This window comes from Erysipelothrix larvae (assembly GCF_001545095.1).
GTDB lineage: Bacteria > Bacillota_I > Bacilli_A > Erysipelotrichales > Erysipelotrichaceae > Erysipelothrix > Erysipelothrix larvae.
In genome coordinates, this window is sequence record NZ_CP013213.1 from 1,596,943 (window position 1) to 1,613,115 (window position 16,173).

Here is a 16,173-nt window from a genome sequence, read left to right on the forward strand (position 1 = left end):
CTTTTTGTTTGATGCTTGATATTCTTTAGTACTATGCGTAAGTCTCACTTCAAATTATCCCTTCGAATAATACGTAAACGATAACTGTTCATTGCCGTAATCTTTAAGTGTTTTAATAACCGATGGTTTGCAGTTCCCCCAAATACAGATCCAACTACAGGAAGCAATTGCAACATCTTTGCGATATCGATCGTATCGCGGTATTCTACTTGAAATTTCTCCCAATCGATTTCAGGAATCGAATCAAAATCCCAGTTCTTGATGATGGAAAACACTTCCGGTCTTCGCGTATCACTACAAAATGCAAGTTGAAATACATATAACATAAACCGTCGTTCTTTGGGGTCATTGATATCAAACCCATAGATTGAAGCGCAATCAAAAAGAAACTTAACTTTAATGCTTAATAATGCTGGGAAATCTCCCAACCCCATTAACATACCACCCAGTCCAAAACTTACGCCTTGTGCGATTGCCACTTTGTTATACGTTTGATATTTCTTTTCAAGAAGATAATCACGTTCACTCAGTGATAGCTTTGAGTAGTTATCAGTTTTTTGAATCATCCCTGAAGCAGCCAGTATTGTCTGTGTCATGGTTTTGATTGACTTCGTCATAAAATCTTGGACGTTTTTTGGTATGTGACTATAAACCCGTGCTTGCATATGTGCCATGGATTGACTTAAGCTATTGGGTTTTCTTAAGATTTTTTGTCGCCACGCTAAGATTTCTTGACGCACTGTCCGCTCATACGCATTGTTTTGATTCATACCTATCACTCCTTAAGTACCCTTGATTTCTGCGTGGTCCTCTTTTTTAATGAAAGGGTCCACCACATTTTATCCACATGATTCTGTTTTAAAAATTATTGGATGCCTTCACGGTTAACTTTCTTAATGTCTATCACAATTTTAAAACATAATAATGCAACGATAATTCCCACGATCACTCAATACAATGCATATTCACCAAAGTATTGGTTCGAAATATGGATTGCAATCGTCATGATAATGAGTCCGAGTGGTTTCTTCATATTTGCATTCTCCTGTTTTTTATTTAGCTTTATTGTATCATATTTTCTGATACGATTTATTCAAGAGATTTGATCTTTTTCTTTACCCTCATCAAACGGTCTCAATCCTTGATTTGTGTCGATTAACAAATCCCTTTTCAAGTTTTGAATAATTTCGATATGAATGTTGTAAAAGGCGCATAAATCAGTGCATAAAATGGTATGATAGAGCTATAAGATGAGAGGAGTAAGATTATGGATTATCATTTAGAAAAAGTTGATGATATGATTATTTATCTTGCGACATTGCGTATCAACGCAAGCATTGAAACTGTTTGGAATTTGGTTGCGACAACACAAGGATATGCTACTTGGTTTCCTGAAATTGAGATTCATCACGATGACGATGAAGTTCACTTTATTTCACCAGAATTTGATGATATCTTCCAACTCATTGAATACAAACACGCGTCTTTAATTTCATATACATGGGACAGTGCAACGGTATCGTTTTCACTTCAACATGATGCAGAAGGTGTTTTAGTGTTATTTGAAGAAAACTTACCCACAGACTTTGAAAATATGAGTCGGGATATTACGGGATGGCATGTACAACTGCTTCGGTTGAAGTCAGTTGCGGAAAAGAAATCAGCCTCTTTTGATACTAAACTTTTTAATAGCCATAAAGTGAAAGTGGAAGATCAGTTGAATTCACTCATATCGTAAACTGTTGAAATTTAGTTTTGATTACTGGTTTTCACGGCTTTATGAGCTGTTTTTGATGCTTATTTTTATTAATTATCTTTCAACTTTGTTCATAATCAAACCTTTTGAGCCTCAAATGTTAAATGTTTGTTGCTTGTACTCAAAAGCGTTTTCATTTACCATAGTATTATGAATGGATGTGATATTTATGGATTTTCAAAGAGCACGAAATGCAAAGCAGAAAGACATTCGAATCCATGAAATTACCAGTGCGACACGCGAGCTTTTAGAAGTGAATCACTTCAGCACGATCACCCTTAAGAAGATCAGTGACAAGTGTTCTTTCTCGCGGATAAATCTTTATAATTACTTTAAAACTAAAGAGGAAATCTATCTCACAATATTTCTTGAGGACTTTCAATCACTGTATGATGATATGTTCGCGATTTTTAAACAGTATACAATATTAAACGCTGAAACTTTCGCCTCCTTGTGGTGCGAGACAATTGTGAAACATCACCATGCTTTAGTATGGTATACATTGGTTGCTGGTGCGTTTGAAGATCAAGTAAGTGAAGAAGTGCTTGCGCAATTTAAGGAAGCAATGCTTCAGATCCTTCATGATCTTGAATCTTTGATTTGTAGTGTCTTTCCAAAACTAAGCGACAAGGATTGTACCTATATCCTGTGTTTTTGTCTGAACTTTGGATCTGCTTTGTTTACGACTTTTAATACGTATTCGCATAATTATGAGGTGAAGGACAATTCAAATATAATTTCTGTTTCTCCAGGATTTGTTTATGAATACCGTGAGAACATCATTATATTTATACGCGGAATGGTTCACAATTAATATTAGTCGCATGTTTCAATCGTAACTTTTTTTGGATTTGTATAAAATGTGACTTGAATCTTTAGTTATGTTTAGAAACAGGGCGGTATATCTATGTCTTTGATAGTGTGCCGCTTTTCTTGTCATGCTTCCCTGTGTTAATTTTTGGGAATACACAGAACACACCCAGTTTAAATAAAAGAAGGCGGTTATTTCCCGTCTTCCTTTATTTTCAATTGTATAAATGGATTTTCTTTCACCAATATTGTGAAATAAATCCAGAAGAATGCAAGTCCTTCAATTTCACGTGCTTTTGATAAGTCGTAGATACTGTGTGCTTCAAATCCAAGCTTATTTGCAAGATCACGGATGTTATCGACTGCATCCTTATCTTGTCCCACAATGAATTGAACACTTCCATCAGGATGTGCGATTGATGGTGCGATGCAATGATTGAATGCTTCCACAACATTAAACGTGGTTGAAATATCTTGAAGATGCTCAGCACCTGATTTCTGGTCAAATGTTTTATACCCGCTTAAATCGGCTAATAAAGGATTCATCATATCTACAATCGTTTTTCCATTTAATGCATCTTTGAAAGTCTTAACGACTTCATATCCTGCATCATAAGGAAGTGCAAGAACCACAACGTCATTAGCTTGAATGGCTTCTTTAATTGAAACTGCTCCTTCAAACTTTGATGGCTCTCTTAGTCCAACTGTGACTTCAACACCTTTTTCTTTTAGGTTTAAAATCAATGCGCCGCCTGCTTGACCAGCACCTAACACTGTTATTTTTTTCATAACTTTGTCCTCCTATACATCCATTTTAATACCTTAGAAACGATTGTAAAGTAGGCACTTTATTGTTATGTTACTTACTATTTGGTACGTTTTGAGTCTTCTCAAGCTCCAAATAATCAAGTCCCCATGATCTTAATTCATGTATAATTGGACGTAGTGTTTCACCCAATTCACTCAATGAATATTCAACACGAGGTGGCACTTCTGCATAGACGGTTCGAATCACGATTCCATCTTGCTCAAGTTTTCTTAAATCCTGAGTCAACATCTTTTGACTGATGCCTTCAATGTTACGTTCAAGTTCTTTAAAACGCATTGTTTTGGTCAACAATTCACGTAGAATGAGTAACTTCCACTTACTTCCAATTAGATTTACAGTTGTTGCAACAGGACAAACGGGTCCTTTTTCATATATAGTCATTGATCTCACTCCTTTATTACAGTATAACATTTCCTTTATATACCACGCGCATTATTTACATATTCCATCGATGCAACGTTTGTGATTTCTACAGTCCCTTCATCAACTGCGATTTCAGTTACACAACAATTTTTAAGATCCGCTACACGGTTTAGCTTTTTACCAGGATATGCATCAATTATGGTGGACAATGTAACACCGTGCGTAACCACAAGGATATTTCCACCCTTTGTATTTATAATTTCGATTAGTTCATCGATGAAAGATTTAGATCGTTTCATCACTGCGTCATAGTCTTCAGCATAGCCAGAAGTATCCAAAGAGCAGGAAGCATTTAACATATCTTTGGGTCCAATGATACGTTTTTGAATCATTGATTGAATTTGTGGTATATCAACATGTCCCAATAATACATTTGAACATCCTTCTTTTCGCGTTGTCTCCAAGAGTCCTTCAAAGTCCCCAAAACACATTTCTCGGATGCGCTCATCCGCGTAAACCTCAATATTTTTACTACCATTCATTTTTACAATGATATCACGTGTCACTTCAGCACGTTTCAAATCACTCGAATAAGCCTGCATGAATGTGATATCTCTGAGTCCAATACCACAAGCTTGTGCATCGTCCAACCCACTTTGGGTAAGTGGTGAATCTGCCCACCCTTGTACCTTTCCAAGTTGATTGAACATTGTTTGACCATGTCTCACTAAATAAATTTTTCCACTCATTATTTCACCTCTTTATTAAGCCTACCATAACCAACTAAATTGTATAGTACGCACTTTCTTGTAAAGTTACTTACTAAAAGTAAGTATTATCTATTTAAAGTATTTCTTTGGTTTTTATTTCATCTTGATACTTAAAAACAAATCCTTTTGTCATAAAAAGAAAACCCTGAGTGACCAGGGTCTTAAATACGGATACCAATATTATTGTCACGAATCAGTACTCCTTCACCATCATTAATTCTCATGACGTGAATGTTTTTATACCGTTCATAGTCAACACAGCGTTGTTCAAAATTTTCAAAGCGATTACAATATTTTGAAAAATGGGGAAGTATTTCAACATCCACCAACCCCATTCCTTCAAAGTGATCCATTGCCACTGTGTTCATTTGTGGTGTATAAACATTCACAAGATCAATGTTTTGTTGGAGTACAAAGCTTCCAGCACTGATTCCAATAATTACTTTATTGTTTTGATGCATGGACCTAAGAAGTGGCTTGACACTAAAAGTTCGAAGTCGATCTAAGAGATAAAAATGGATTTCCACCAATAAATTCGATGAGATCCACGTTTTCAATGACTGAATAATCGTCAGTATCAAAGTCAAATAATGAAACTTTGAGTCCACATTCATGCAATTCAGACATGAGTCGATTTAGGTGTTTATGTTCTTTTTTATAGTGTGGATCACTGGTGACACAGATAAGCGCTGAGTGTAGATTGTGAGCTTTTACAAAGTCTTTTACACAGCATATCAATGTAGGGGTGAGCTTAAACCATTTGATGTTAACACGATCATAGCATTTCCACTATAGTGTGACTTGTTGTTTTATGAATTCACCTTTATACACATCTACCAGTCCTAAGTCTGAAAGCTTGATATCGGGTATTACCAATAATGCAACAAAAGAAAGCATGAGCAGTGGATTAAAGTCTTCATGGTTCATGATCGCATGGACTTTAGTATGCAATGTGTTGAGATTATCAACAATGGCTTCAAGGGGTTCATCGGTAATCAATCCACCAATTGGTAGGGTTACGGATGCAATAACTTCCCCTTGATTCACAATGACATAACCACCCTTCATGTCTTTAAGTGTTTCAACAGCAAGCATCATATCGTCATCATTCATACCAATCACAAGGATGTTATGACTATCATGTGCCACGGTGGTCGCAATAGCTCCTGTTAACATACCAAAGCCTTTTACACCACACAGTCCGATATTTCCGGTTGCATGGTGACGCTCAATCACTGCAAGTTTTGCATGGTCTTTGGGTTTACTTGCAACAAAACAATCATCCATAATATCCACCGCTTCAACAGCAAGTCCTGTAATGACATTCCCTGCTTTGACTTCGAGAAGGTTCAAATGTGTATGACCTTCCATGTGAAGTTGTAGGTCTTCTTTGGTAAATGGTGCCATGTTGATTGAGTTTAGAATTGAATCAGGAACGGGTGTTTCGGGTTTGCTTTCGCTGAGTTGTTTACCATCCAGGGCAATCAGGATTCCATTTTTATATACGGCGTTTGCTTGAATATCGTTTAAATCATTAAAAAGGAAGAAGTTTGCTTTAAAGCCTGGTGCAACAGCCCCTTCATCTTTAATGTCATAGCTTTCATATCCATTAAGGGTACAGATGGTTAATGCCATCACTGGGTCCATTCCTTCTCGAATGGCCATTCTAAGAACCCCATCAATTCCCCCATCTCGCATTAAGTGATCGGGGTGTTTATCATCAGTACAAAAGCACACGCGTCTATAATTGTCTTTGGTGATTGCAGGAAGGAGTTCTTTGAGGTTTTCGGTGACCGTTCCTTCACGAACAAAGGTATAGATTCCCCGTCTTAAGCGATCATGGAGTCCCTTTTGATCTACCGTTTCGTGATCGTTTCGAATCCCTAGGCTTGCAAATACATCAAAGCCTTTCTCATCGAGAATGGATCCATGGCCATCGACTACTTTTCCATGGTCTAAACAATCCTTAATCTTTTGAATCATATCATCATCATTTAAAACTGCGAAGTAATCCATGACCTCTGCCAATCCTCCAACATGAGGGTGATCATAAAAGGGTTTAAGGTCTCCACTGTTTAAGAGTGCACCTGCGTTTTCTAATTGTGTTGAAGGGACACAGGATGGTAACATCACCCGAATATTTAAGGGTAAGTCTTCAACACAATCCAAGATATATTGGATGCCTTTTGTTCCAGCAACATTCGCAATTTCGTGGGGATCTGCTGCAACAGTTCCTACACCACGTACACTTAAAAAGTCGCTGAGTTTTTTAGGTGTTAGCAAGGTTGATTCAATATGCATATGACAATCAATCAAAAGTGGTGCGACATACTGCCCTTTTCCATCAACAACCACGTCCCCTTCTTTCGCATCAAAGCTAACAATTAAACCATGCTTGATACCAAGGTTTGCTTCATGTATTTCTTGGGTTAAGGTATTGACGACCCTTACATTCTTTATTAATAAATCAACAGGGGCTCTTAATGCAGCAGCTTCTTTAATTTGTATCATCTCCAAGTGTGTCATTGGTTTCCTCCATAAGAACCGGAATGTTCTTTCACTACTATGAAGTTATACATCGTTATCATCAGTATGATGTACTAAGTGGATCCTTAATACTTCACACCGTAGTCCGATTAGATTGGAATCGGGTAGAAACGCTTGGACCGTCTTTCCAAGACTATACGACGTGAAACTTTCGCATATTATAACAAAACCAATCAATCATTTCAATGAAGAGACTAAACATACTTGGAAATATATAACTACAAATTAAAAGTAACTAAATTTTAAAGATACCTTGACAGGCGAAGTATGTCCGTGGTATAAAGTATAGGTAAATAAAAAGGAGCCTATTATGTCAATAACATCTGATTTACTAAGAGGCCATACCGAAACAATTATTCTTGCACATCTTGCGCAAGATGACAGTTATGGGTATGAAATTAATAAAAGTGTGAAAACACTGACTTCTGGAGATTATGAATTGAAAGAAGCAACGCTCTATAGTGCATTTCGACGTCTTGAAGATCAAGGCTTGATACAGTCTTACTGGGGGGATCAAGATTCAGGTGCACGGCGACGTTACTATACGATTACCAGTGTGGGACGAAAAGCATTGGAACGCAATCACGAGGATTGGGAAGAAGCAAAAAAGATTATTGATTCATTAATCTACCTAGGAGGAAATCATGGAAAATAAACTAAAAGCATATGTGAATGACTTATTTAAGGAATTGAAACAAACTGAGTCATTACAAGAAACAAAAGAAGAACTCATCCTTAATCTCACAGAAAAATATAACGACTTAATTCAAGAGGGATTGTCCAATGAGCAAGCGTATAAGAAAGTCATCGCAAGTATTGGGGATGTTGATGAGTTGATTGCTGTTGAAACACATAATCCAAAAGTAGAACAAAAAGTTGAAGTTAACATTATCAATACACGTAAAATGTATCCAAAGGTGTTTCAAGCCATCGCAGTTTCTCTTTTTATCCTCTCACCCATTCCAGTCATTGTATTGGGTAGCATGAGTGATCGACTTGCAGTCTTTGGAATTGTTGCTTTATTTGGAATGGTTGCGATCGGTGTTGCGCTGTTAATTATTGCAGGTGGTGCAAAGGATGATACGAAGGTTGAAGACGACGAAGCGGATGATGACCTCGATAACATACACCTTTTCACATCACGTGATAAACGTAAAATCAAAAACATTAACGGATTGATTTATCTGATTGCGGCAATCTTATTCTTCAGCAATATCCTTTCAGGATGGGGTATTGGGTGGACCATCTTTATCGCAGCTTACGGTGTTACTCAACTCTTGACTTTGTATCTGTATTACAACCGTGTACGTGACCTTGAAAAAGCAGGAGCACAAACTTCACCAAAACAAGTTCAAAAGGAAGTCTTTAAGCTTGCATCGTCAACAATTTGGACGATTGCTGTGCTTTTATTCTTCTCAAATTTAGGGGGCTATAGTATTTCTTGGGTTGTATTCTTAATTGCAGCTGCAGGAGTACAAATTCTTAAAATCGTCTTAGACATGGAGGCACACTAATATGAAAAAAATAAACACCTTACTGATCGTCCTAATGGCACTTTTATCCTTAAGTATTCTCAGCCTGGTTTCAACTCGGTTTGTAAAGAATACTGACCCCTTTAATTTCAACTTTAACTTTAACTTTGGAAGACGTGAGACCACACTTTTAGTCAGCGAATCCCTGGATGCCTCAGAGATTCAATCCATCATGATTAATGCTTATTCTCTTGATATTACTTTTATTCAAGGAACAAGCGATGACATCGTCGTGAACCATTATGGGGGTACAGACTTTAGCCCTGTTACGATTACACACGATCAAGGCATCTTGACTGTTTCACAACCCAGCGAACGAAATATCGGCTTTTCATGGGGATCTTGGAACCAACGTCTTGAAGTTACCCTTCCAAGCAAAGCGTATGATACGGTGTCAATTACAACCGTTAGTGGTAACATCACGATCCCTGCACTCACTGCCACAAACACTGCGCTCAATACAACTTCTGGAGACCTCTTCATTAATTCTCTTGTAAGTAACGCCATTGATGTAAGTGTGACATCTGGTGATATTTCAATGAATAATACTGAAGGTGCGCTTAAGGTTCGTAGCACCAGCGGTGATCTTGACCTTGTGAATCTGATTGGAAGTGTGAATCTTCAATTAACATCGGGAGATGTTGAAATCGAAGGCTTTACCATGACACAAGACTCAAGCATTGAATCCCTTTCAGGGGATGTGGATATTGTGTTTAACCGTGATCAAACACCGATCAGAGTTGATGCAAGTGCACTTTCTGGAGACATTGAAAACCATTTTGGTTCTCAAACCCAAGACAACCCACTCAACCTACGCATTCGGACAACCAGTGGGGATGTTGAATTACGCTAAGACTCAAGGTTGATGAAGATTCCCTTCATCAACCTTTTTTTATTAAATTGGTCCATGTATTAAACTTCTACATCAATTTTTCTTATGCTATAATGAAACCAACAAAAAGGAGAACACATTATGCGAAACAACCAACGTGTCTATAAAATGGAAGTGAATAAAGTCTACCCACTTTATGTTACCAAAATAGAGAAGAAAGGGAGGACGCGTGAAGAACTTGATACAGTAATCACTTGGCTCACGGGATATAGTCAAGACGCGCTCCATCGTCAACTTGAAGAAGGCGTTGATTTTGAAACCTTCTTTAATGAAGCACCCCATATCAATGATAATGCGCACCTGATCACAGGGGTAATCTGTGGTGTTCGGGTTGAAGAAATTAGTGATCCCCTGATGCAAAACTTACGCTACATGGATAAACTTGTAGATGAACTTGCGAAAGGGCGTAAAATGGAAAAGATCCTTAGAGGTTCATAATATGATAACACCTTATGAGAAAACGAAAGACTTTGTATATCGTAATGCACGTCCTTTAGATATAGCACGGTGGCGTTATCATTTTGAGTATGGTGCATTGAGTCATGTACTCAAAGGCTTATCCCATTATCAAAACGATGATGGGGGTTTTGGGCATGCTTTAGAGCCAGACTCACGGAATCCAAATTCGACACCGATTCAAACATGGCTTGCGGCAGAGATTCTTCGAGAAATTAACTTTGATGATGGGTCACATCCCATCATTCAAGGCATCTTGATGTATCTGGATAGTGGACAAGACTTTGACGGGTACTATTGGGCAAATACGGTTCAGACAAATAACGACTATCCTCATGCTGTATGGTGGCATAATCATCATGGATCAAACAATGATACAGCAAATCCGACTGCGGCTCTTGTTGGTTTTATTCTAAAATATGCTAACCCACACTCCAGTCTTTATCAAAAAGCAAAAGAGATCGCAATAGAAGTCGTACAATCACTGTTCCAAAACAATGAAGAAACTGAAATGCATGTCCTTTTGTGTTATATTCGCCTTTATGAGTCCTTAATTGAGTCAAAGACTGTTGGTCTTGTGGATATGGAAGCATTCAAAACAATTCTTTTATCCAGTGTTCAAAAAAGCATCACCCATGATACAACGCAATGGGGGGTCGCTTACATCACAAAACCATCACAATTTATTCGGTGTCCGCATAGTATTTTCTATCCTCAAAACAAAGATATTATCGATTTCGAATGTAAGTTTATCTTGAATACACAACAGGATGATGGCTCTTGGAATATCCCCTGGCAATGGGATGCCTATCCTGAACAGTGGGCAATCAGTAAAAACTGGTGGGCTGTGAACATGTGCATTGAAAATATAAGTCTTTTAAGAAACTTTGATAAACTATAATGACGCACCCAATCTGATCCTTTAGATTGGGTGTTTTCATTTAAAAAAGAGGACCTTTCGTGATCCTCTTCATATATAATCAAAATTACTTTTGAACGTAGATGCTCGCTGCACCATTCTCTGGGTACATTGCCCATGCATTGGACCCACCATACACGGTTCGAATGATATCAATGACTTGTTGGATATTTCCCCAGTCATCCGTCCACAAGGGGTCTCCTGTTGTATCCACAACTCTAAAACGAATGTTATAACTTGTTTCACTTCCAATATATACAAGGACATTGTCCGTGATTCCTGGGATATTTGCAGCTAAGAGCGCATTACGTGCAGCCTCATAGATTGACTCCTCACCGGATGAATCAGAGTCTCCAATCCCTGGAATATCAACACCTGGTGTAATGCCTTCAATGCGTCTTAGAAGCTCTTCTACTTCACGAGTCAACGCGTCAACCGATTGATTTGCGGATGAAAGCTCGCCTTCAAGTCGATTAATTTCTACTTGTCCAGCTTCAATTGCTTCAGTTGCCGCTTCAAGTTGTTGGTTTGCGATTTCAAGTTCTGCCCTAACAGACTCAAGATCACGACGTAACTCTTCGATTGTCAACTCAAGTTGTGCTGCGAGTTCTGAGTTCTCTTCAAGTAAAGTAAGTTTCAACTCATAGAGCTCTGTATAACGTGCATTTAAAGATGCATATTGACTGTTAAGCAGTCCAATATGTCCTAGGAGTTGATTTCGATCATTATTTAAGCCATATACCTTATTTACAAGATTTTCTACGGTATCTCGAACACCATCGATTCCTTCTTGCCCATCCCATGTTATACCTGAGAATGTTAGTACGCCTACAGCTACTACTCCAATTACTCCTTTTGTCAATATTGATTTTAATCCATTTGTAAACATAATTTATCACCTCTTCTTCAACTGAGCGATTGCATTTCCTCAATTGCAAACACATTATAGCAACTCACTTTTTTCTTTACTATCACTCTAATTCTCCTCTAAAGAAAAATAAAGTAACCCTTTGTGTCTTGGTGCCCTAAACAGATAGGGTGATACTCTCCATTAACTATATGATGGTTCTATGACATCAAAACGATGTACTGAGTAATACAAAAAAAGACAGGATGTGATTTTATCAAAACACGGTTCCTATCTTTTTATAATCTATGATGCTGTATGTTTTTTCTTTCGTTTTATCATATAATATCCACCCGCTCCCAATGCCGCGGTTCCACCTAAGAATCCCATAATAGGGCCTAAAACTTTTGGTTTTTCGTACTGTACATCATAGGCTTTCCCATTCACAACAAATCGAACATATGTCTTATTGTCTTTATCAACCAGTGTAATTGACTCAGTTTTGATTTGATGACCATTTATGACAATTTCTAGACTGTTAACATTAGGATATCCGACAAATATGTTGTTTTCATTTTTGGATAATGGATTCTTTTCTTGATTCAACTCAATGTTTGGAGTGTTATTAAGTGCTTCTTGTGATCCTAAAAAATAGCACGGGATTTTCACTGTTTTCTTTTTCTTGTTATTCTCCGAGGTGATGGTGATGACAATTACATTCTCACTAAACAATGCTTTATCTTTTTCAAACTCCCACATAAATGAAGCGTTGCTATTAGTGGTATCAACACGTAGGTTTAGATCATTCAAAAGATAAAGCGTGTTCGATTCGTCTGAGATTCTGACTTGATCTATATATATTGCGTCATACGACACATCATTGAGTTGTGCTTGAATCTTTTCTTCTTCGATGCGTTGTGCTTTTAAGCGTTCTTCCTCAAGGCGTTCTGCTTCGAGTCGCTCTGCTTCAAGGCGTTCTGCCTCGAGTCTCTCTGCTTCAAGGCGTTCTGCTTCAAGTCGCTCTGCTTCAAGGCGTTCTGCTTCTTTTTGTTTTTGTGCAGCTTGATTGTCAACGGTATTTGTTGTACTTTTTTGTGGTGTGCTTTCTTGTTTACTTGGTTGGCTTGGTTGGCTTTGTGTTTGACATGGATTATCGTAGCCTAAGCTTCCACCATCTGGATACCACCCCGCATCATGTTTTACTGCATAATGCCAATGGCCATCGCCATGGTTCCCATAGGTTGATCCATTGCACGATACAATACTTGCACTCTTGAGTTTGCCTGAAGTTGCGGATACTGGCATACAATTCATAATAAAGATGAACACAAAAATAACGCCCCATAATCTTTGTTTGTTTCTTCCCATATTTTCCTCCCACAGAAATTTATAATGATATTATAGAGGGATTTGTGATGCGTATTTGATAATCATCTTCACTAAGGTAACCAAAATAACTATTATTTCCACACTATTTTGCAACTTGGTATATAAGTTACTTAAAGTGATGTTATTTCACTAAGTTCTTGAAATAATTATACGTTTAATGCATAGACGTTGGATTTGTTTATGTTAATCAAGGTGTCTTTTTAAGCAATCATCGCTTGAAAATTAGATTGAGTCAAAAAAAGAGTGATTGCTCACTCTTCAAGGTTATTGTGCAAAGGCTACAAATGCTTTTGCGCTTTGATCTAAGAATTCTTTACTGGTGTCATCCAAAACAAGATTTCCGTCTTTATCTAGTAAATTATATGCACCGGTAAAGGATGCACGAGGTTGTGGCATGACGCTTGCACCTAAATAACTTAATAATGAACGTAAAAGTTCTTGTGGAACCATACCCCCTGATATTCCTGCACTGAAGCTAAACACTAAGATTGGATAATCAAGCACGGGTTTTGGTTGACCTGGTTGTTCTGGTCGTGATAACCAATCAAGAAGGTTTTTAAGGCTTCCTGGAATTGATAAGTTATATTCTGGCATTGCAATTACAATTGCATCGTATTCCTTCAATTCATCACGAACACGTTTTACAGAAGCGGGTGTTGGATATTCAATGTCAGCATTATATACTGGAATATCTGCGTATAAGATTTCTGTGAGCTCAACATCTTCACCAAATGATTTTTTGACTTCCTTCAAAAATTTCTTAGAAATCGCTTTTGATCCTAAGCTTCCTGCAATCCCCGCTACTTTTAATTTTTTTGACATACTACAATCGTCCTCCTGATGTCATGGAAGTATCACAGTGTATCATCTACTTAATTTTATTGACGATATCTTGGATACTTTTTTGTCCCAATTTTTCATTGAAAGCATCATAACTATCTTGCAACGAACCCTTTATTGCTTCATTCACTTGATTGGCGATTACGCAATCTTCATTGATGTTGCTGTGTAATCCAAAGGCTAAAACCGAATTCAATGCACAATAAACATCATACAAAGAAATGTCTTGCGGATCTTTCGCAAGTTTTGATCCGCCGACGCCCTGTTTGGTTAGAATGAGTCCCCTCTTTTTAAGCAGGCCAATAATACGACGTATAACAACACTGCTTGTGTTTACACTGTGCGCAATTTCATCTGATGTTACATAGTCTTTATCACTTAATGATAAGTAGGTTAAGATATGAATTGCGACTGCAAACTGTTCATTGTTTTTCATAGGTATTCCTTTCAATGTAACTATTGTAGCTACAATGGCATTTATTTCCAAATGAAATGCTCATAAAATATTTTATAAACGGTTTGATTCGAGCTATAAAAAAGACATGTGTATGTCTTTTTTAAACGCATTTGATGTTATTGTATCCTTTTCATACCTTCTTCTAATATTTTCATTTGAAGAAGCGTTTGATGTGGTGTAATTGTTTGTGGTTTATTTAATAAAATCGCATCCCTGAAATCATCATAGACACAGGCATAATCTCCCACTTCTGATATCACCTTTTCTTCATGGTAGATGCCGTTTTCGTCATAATAGGTTAAGGTTCCATAATGTTGGACATCATCAACACCAAATCCGCTTTCACCAGGCATGTAGAAGAGTTTTAAGTGCTCTTCTTGGCGGTCTTTTGTTTCTTTGATGAATGTACCTTGTGTTCCATAAACTTCGAAGCTTGGGCGTTGTTTGGCCCGGTAGTAGCTGGAACGGACGGATACTTTAAGGTTTTTATAATTAAGATCAAGGTCAAAGTAATCACTCATGCGACCCGGTCCCAGAAGTTGCTTCACATCATAATGAATGGTTTGAGGGTCACCAAAATAACTGAGGACTTGATCGATAGTATGACTTCCATGACCGTATAAGATTGATCCTGAAGGTTCAAATGACTGGACACTTTCTGGGATTTCTGGACGGTAGTAGTCAAAATGCATCGCCAGTTCATACACATCGCCAAGGACACCTGATTCAATAACTTTTTGTACGGTGAGAAAATCACTATCAAAGCGTCTGTTTTGGTATGCTTGAAGGATGACACCCTGTTGATGTGCATATTCAAAGGCTTCTTTAGCTTGTTCTAGGGTTTCCATGAACGGTTTTTCCACCATGCAGTGTTTCTTACTTGCTAAAACTTTCATCGCATATTCATAGTGTAAATCATGGCGTGTGCAGACAATCACTGCATCAATTTCAGGATCATTTAGTACATTATCAAGGTTATCTGTATAATGAACCCCTTCAATTTTGTCCCACTTAAAAGACTTAATTTGATGGTTATAGATTGTCTTTACACACAACGTGTCTTTACGAGTCAGTACATAAGGTAAATGATAGCGATTGGTACTTTTACCATTTCCGATAAATGCGAGTGTTAGCATGCGTGTCTCCTTTTATGATGTTTTTTCTACGATAAACGTGTGATGGCGGTGTTGGGTGAGGATATCATCTTTGCCATTAAGATAAGCAACCACTTCCTCATTGGATAAGATAACGGGCATTCGATCATGCATCCATGCGAGGGTATCTTGACAAGGCTCTGTAAGAATAATGACCTTATGCTCACCTTTTTCTTCTTTAAGGATTCCTGCAAGATAAATAAGCGGTGCTTCTATTGAAATTTGATACTTTTGATTTATGGATTCTTCGCGTTTCCATTCAAAATACGAAGAAGCCATCACAACACAGCGTTTGGTTTTAAACTCTTGTTTAAAGAAGGGTTTCTCTGCAATTGTTTCAATGCGGGCATTGATTAACATTGACTTGGACCATTCGGGTTTGACACCCCACTTCATTGCAAGGGGTGCTTCTCGTGTTTGGATTGCTAATGTATCCCCTGGGAAGACTTCTCCCAGCTTCACTTTTTCAAATTCATAAGGGTCCATGTATCGTTCTAAGCGTTCTTCGGTTTCTTTACTGATAAAGACGCGTCCACACATAGGATTCACCACCGTTTCTACTCTAATAATATACCATGAATTCCAGCGCTTTTCTTTGTCTTCACCCAATAA

Annotated in this window: 20 protein-coding genes and 1 riboswitch; of the genes, 7 read left to right on the forward strand and 13 right to left on the reverse strand. The window is 37.7% G+C overall.

Annotated elements, in window-relative coordinates:
* Positions 1-44 precede the first annotated feature (44 nt).
* Positions 45-770: an EcsC family protein gene (locus tag AOC36_RS07425; RefSeq protein WP_067632954.1), complete on the reverse strand. Its 726-nt coding sequence runs from the start codon at positions 768-770 to the stop codon at positions 45-47.
* A gap of 497 nt (positions 771-1,267) precedes the next feature.
* Between AOC36_RS07425 and AOC36_RS07430 the strand changes: the two genes are divergently transcribed.
* Positions 1,268-1,738 carry an SRPBCC family protein gene (locus AOC36_RS07430; RefSeq protein WP_067632956.1) on the forward strand — a complete coding sequence of 157 codons (471 nt, stop codon included), beginning with the start codon at positions 1,268-1,270 and terminating at the stop codon, positions 1,736-1,738.
* Positions 1,739-1,925: 187 nt separating this feature from the next.
* Positions 1,926-2,570, forward strand: coding sequence for a TetR/AcrR family transcriptional regulator (locus AOC36_RS07435; protein WP_067632958.1), 645 nt, complete (start codon positions 1,926-1,928; stop codon positions 2,568-2,570).
* A gap of 188 nt (positions 2,571-2,758) precedes the next feature.
* Here AOC36_RS07435 and AOC36_RS07440 read toward each other — a convergent pair whose 3' ends face one another.
* From AOC36_RS07440 to ade, 6 genes are all read right to left on the reverse strand, one after another.
* Positions 2,759-3,355 (reverse strand): NADPH-dependent F420 reductase, encoded by a 597-nt coding sequence (locus AOC36_RS07440; RefSeq protein ID WP_067632960.1) that lies wholly within the window; start codon positions 3,353-3,355, stop codon positions 2,759-2,761.
* A 70-nt stretch (positions 3,356-3,425) separates the two neighbouring features.
* Complete coding sequence (locus tag AOC36_RS07445) at positions 3,426-3,776, reverse strand: winged helix-turn-helix transcriptional regulator (RefSeq protein WP_067632962.1); 351 nt, start codon at positions 3,774-3,776, stop codon at positions 3,426-3,428.
* A 35-nt stretch (positions 3,777-3,811) separates the two neighbouring features.
* Positions 3,812-4,507 (reverse strand): histidine phosphatase family protein, encoded by a 696-nt coding sequence (locus AOC36_RS07450; RefSeq protein ID WP_067632965.1) that lies wholly within the window; start codon positions 4,505-4,507, stop codon positions 3,812-3,814.
* Between the two features lie 182 nt (positions 4,508-4,689).
* Positions 4,690-4,989, reverse strand: a complete 300-nt coding sequence (locus tag AOC36_RS07455) for a Type 1 glutamine amidotransferase-like domain-containing protein (RefSeq protein WP_067632967.1) — start codon at positions 4,987-4,989, stop codon at positions 4,690-4,692.
* Between the two features lie 22 nt (positions 4,990-5,011).
* The gene (locus tag AOC36_RS12345) at positions 5,012-5,266 is read right to left on the reverse strand and encodes a hypothetical protein (protein ID WP_198401163.1); all 255 of its coding nucleotides are present in this window, start codon (positions 5,264-5,266) and stop codon (positions 5,012-5,014) included.
* Positions 5,267-5,317: 51 nt separating this feature from the next.
* Positions 5,318-7,054: an adenine deaminase gene (gene ade / locus AOC36_RS07460; protein ID WP_067632969.1), complete on the reverse strand. Its 1,737-nt coding sequence runs from the start codon at positions 7,052-7,054 to the stop codon at positions 5,318-5,320.
* An 82-nt stretch (positions 7,055-7,136) separates the two neighbouring features.
* Positions 7,137-7,236, reverse strand: a riboswitch (purine riboswitch).
* Between the two features lie 149 nt (positions 7,237-7,385).
* Between ade and AOC36_RS07465 the strand changes: the two genes are divergently transcribed.
* The 5 genes from AOC36_RS07465 (at position 7,386) to AOC36_RS07485 (ending at position 10,856) form a co-directional block, all read left to right on the forward strand.
* On the forward strand, positions 7,386-7,730 hold the full coding sequence (locus tag AOC36_RS07465; RefSeq protein WP_067632971.1) for a PadR family transcriptional regulator: 345 nt from the start codon (positions 7,386-7,388) through the stop codon (positions 7,728-7,730).
* Positions 7,720-8,589: a permease prefix domain 1-containing protein gene (locus AOC36_RS07470; protein WP_067632973.1), complete on the forward strand. Its 870-nt coding sequence runs from the start codon at positions 7,720-7,722 to the stop codon at positions 8,587-8,589. The genes AOC36_RS07465 and AOC36_RS07470 overlap by 11 nt, the downstream gene beginning before the upstream one ends.
* A 1-nt stretch (position 8,590) precedes the next feature.
* Positions 8,591-9,460, forward strand: coding sequence for a DUF4097 family beta strand repeat-containing protein (locus tag AOC36_RS07475; RefSeq protein ID WP_067632975.1), 870 nt, complete (start codon positions 8,591-8,593; stop codon positions 9,458-9,460).
* Positions 9,461-9,580: 120 nt separating this feature from the next.
* Entirely contained in the window at positions 9,581-9,937 is a 357-nt protein-coding gene (locus tag AOC36_RS07480) for a DUF2200 domain-containing protein (protein WP_067632977.1), read from the forward strand.
* A gap of 1 nt (position 9,938) precedes the next feature.
* The gene (locus AOC36_RS07485; protein ID WP_067632978.1) at positions 9,939-10,856 is read left to right on the forward strand and encodes a hypothetical protein; all 918 of its coding nucleotides are present in this window, start codon (positions 9,939-9,941) and stop codon (positions 10,854-10,856) included.
* An 85-nt stretch (positions 10,857-10,941) separates the two neighbouring features.
* Here AOC36_RS07485 and AOC36_RS07490 read toward each other — a convergent pair whose 3' ends face one another.
* From AOC36_RS07490 to AOC36_RS07515, 6 genes are all read right to left on the reverse strand, one after another.
* Complete coding sequence (locus AOC36_RS07490; protein ID WP_067632980.1) at positions 10,942-11,763, reverse strand: hypothetical protein; 822 nt, start codon at positions 11,761-11,763, stop codon at positions 10,942-10,944.
* Positions 11,764-12,027: 264 nt separating this feature from the next.
* Positions 12,028-13,089 (reverse strand): hypothetical protein, encoded by a 1,062-nt coding sequence (locus tag AOC36_RS12350; protein ID WP_067632981.1) that lies wholly within the window; start codon positions 13,087-13,089, stop codon positions 12,028-12,030.
* Positions 13,090-13,374: 285 nt separating this feature from the next.
* Complete coding sequence (locus AOC36_RS07500) at positions 13,375-13,932, reverse strand: NADPH-dependent FMN reductase (protein ID WP_067632984.1); 558 nt, start codon at positions 13,930-13,932, stop codon at positions 13,375-13,377.
* A 46-nt stretch (positions 13,933-13,978) separates the two neighbouring features.
* Positions 13,979-14,386 (reverse strand): Rrf2 family transcriptional regulator, encoded by a 408-nt coding sequence (locus AOC36_RS07505; RefSeq protein WP_067632986.1) that lies wholly within the window; start codon positions 14,384-14,386, stop codon positions 13,979-13,981.
* Positions 14,387-14,523: 137 nt separating this feature from the next.
* Positions 14,524-15,543 carry a Gfo/Idh/MocA family oxidoreductase gene (locus AOC36_RS07510; protein ID WP_067632988.1) on the reverse strand — a complete coding sequence of 340 codons (1,020 nt, stop codon included), beginning with the start codon at positions 15,541-15,543 and terminating at the stop codon, positions 14,524-14,526.
* Between the two features lie 12 nt (positions 15,544-15,555).
* Positions 15,556-16,101 carry an SOS response-associated peptidase gene (locus AOC36_RS07515; RefSeq protein WP_067632989.1) on the reverse strand — a complete coding sequence of 182 codons (546 nt, stop codon included), beginning with the start codon at positions 16,099-16,101 and terminating at the stop codon, positions 15,556-15,558.
* Between the last annotated feature and the right edge of the window lie 72 nt (positions 16,102-16,173).

Coding starts and splice junctions, on each gene's coding strand:
- AOC36_RS07425 (WP_067632954.1), bottom strand. CDS start 770: ATGAATCAAAACAATGCGTATGAGCGGACAGTGCGTCAAGAAATCTTA.
- AOC36_RS07430 (WP_067632956.1), top strand. CDS start 1,268: ATGGATTATCATTTAGAAAAAGTTGATGATATGATTATTTATCTTGCG.
- AOC36_RS07435 (WP_067632958.1), top strand. CDS start 1,926: ATGGATTTTCAAAGAGCACGAAATGCAAAGCAGAAAGACATTCGAATC.
- AOC36_RS07440 (WP_067632960.1), bottom strand. CDS start 3,355: ATGAAAAAAATAACAGTGTTAGGTGCTGGTCAAGCAGGCGGCGCATTG.
- AOC36_RS07445 (WP_067632962.1), bottom strand. CDS start 3,776: ATGACTATATATGAAAAAGGACCCGTTTGTCCTGTTGCAACAACTGTA.
- AOC36_RS07450 (WP_067632965.1), bottom strand. CDS start 4,507: ATGAGTGGAAAAATTTATTTAGTGAGACATGGTCAAACAATGTTCAAT.
- AOC36_RS07455 (WP_067632967.1), bottom strand. CDS start 4,989: ATGCATCAAAACAATAAAGTAATTATTGGAATCAGTGCTGGAAGCTTT.
- ade (WP_067632969.1), bottom strand. CDS start 7,054: ATGACACACTTGGAGATGATACAAATTAAAGAAGCTGCTGCATTAAGA.
- AOC36_RS07465 (WP_067632971.1), top strand. CDS start 7,386: ATGTCAATAACATCTGATTTACTAAGAGGCCATACCGAAACAATTATT.
- AOC36_RS07470 (WP_067632973.1), top strand. CDS start 7,720: ATGGAAAATAAACTAAAAGCATATGTGAATGACTTATTTAAGGAATTG.
- AOC36_RS07475 (WP_067632975.1), top strand. CDS start 8,591: ATGAAAAAAATAAACACCTTACTGATCGTCCTAATGGCACTTTTATCC.
- AOC36_RS07480 (WP_067632977.1), top strand. CDS start 9,581: ATGCGAAACAACCAACGTGTCTATAAAATGGAAGTGAATAAAGTCTAC.
- AOC36_RS07485 (WP_067632978.1), top strand. CDS start 9,939: ATGATAACACCTTATGAGAAAACGAAAGACTTTGTATATCGTAATGCA.
- AOC36_RS07490 (WP_067632980.1), bottom strand. CDS start 11,763: ATGTTTACAAATGGATTAAAATCAATATTGACAAAAGGAGTAATTGGA.
- AOC36_RS12350 (WP_067632981.1), bottom strand. CDS start 13,089: ATGGGAAGAAACAAACAAAGATTATGGGGCGTTATTTTTGTGTTCATC.
- AOC36_RS07500 (WP_067632984.1), bottom strand. CDS start 13,932: ATGTCAAAAAAATTAAAAGTAGCGGGGATTGCAGGAAGCTTAGGATCA.
- AOC36_RS07505 (WP_067632986.1), bottom strand. CDS start 14,386: ATGAAAAACAATGAACAGTTTGCAGTCGCAATTCATATCTTAACCTAC.
- AOC36_RS07510 (WP_067632988.1), bottom strand. CDS start 15,543: ATGCTAACACTCGCATTTATCGGAAATGGTAAAAGTACCAATCGCTAT.
- AOC36_RS07515 (WP_067632989.1), bottom strand. CDS start 16,101: ATGTGTGGACGCGTCTTTATCAGTAAAGAAACCGAAGAACGCTTAGAA.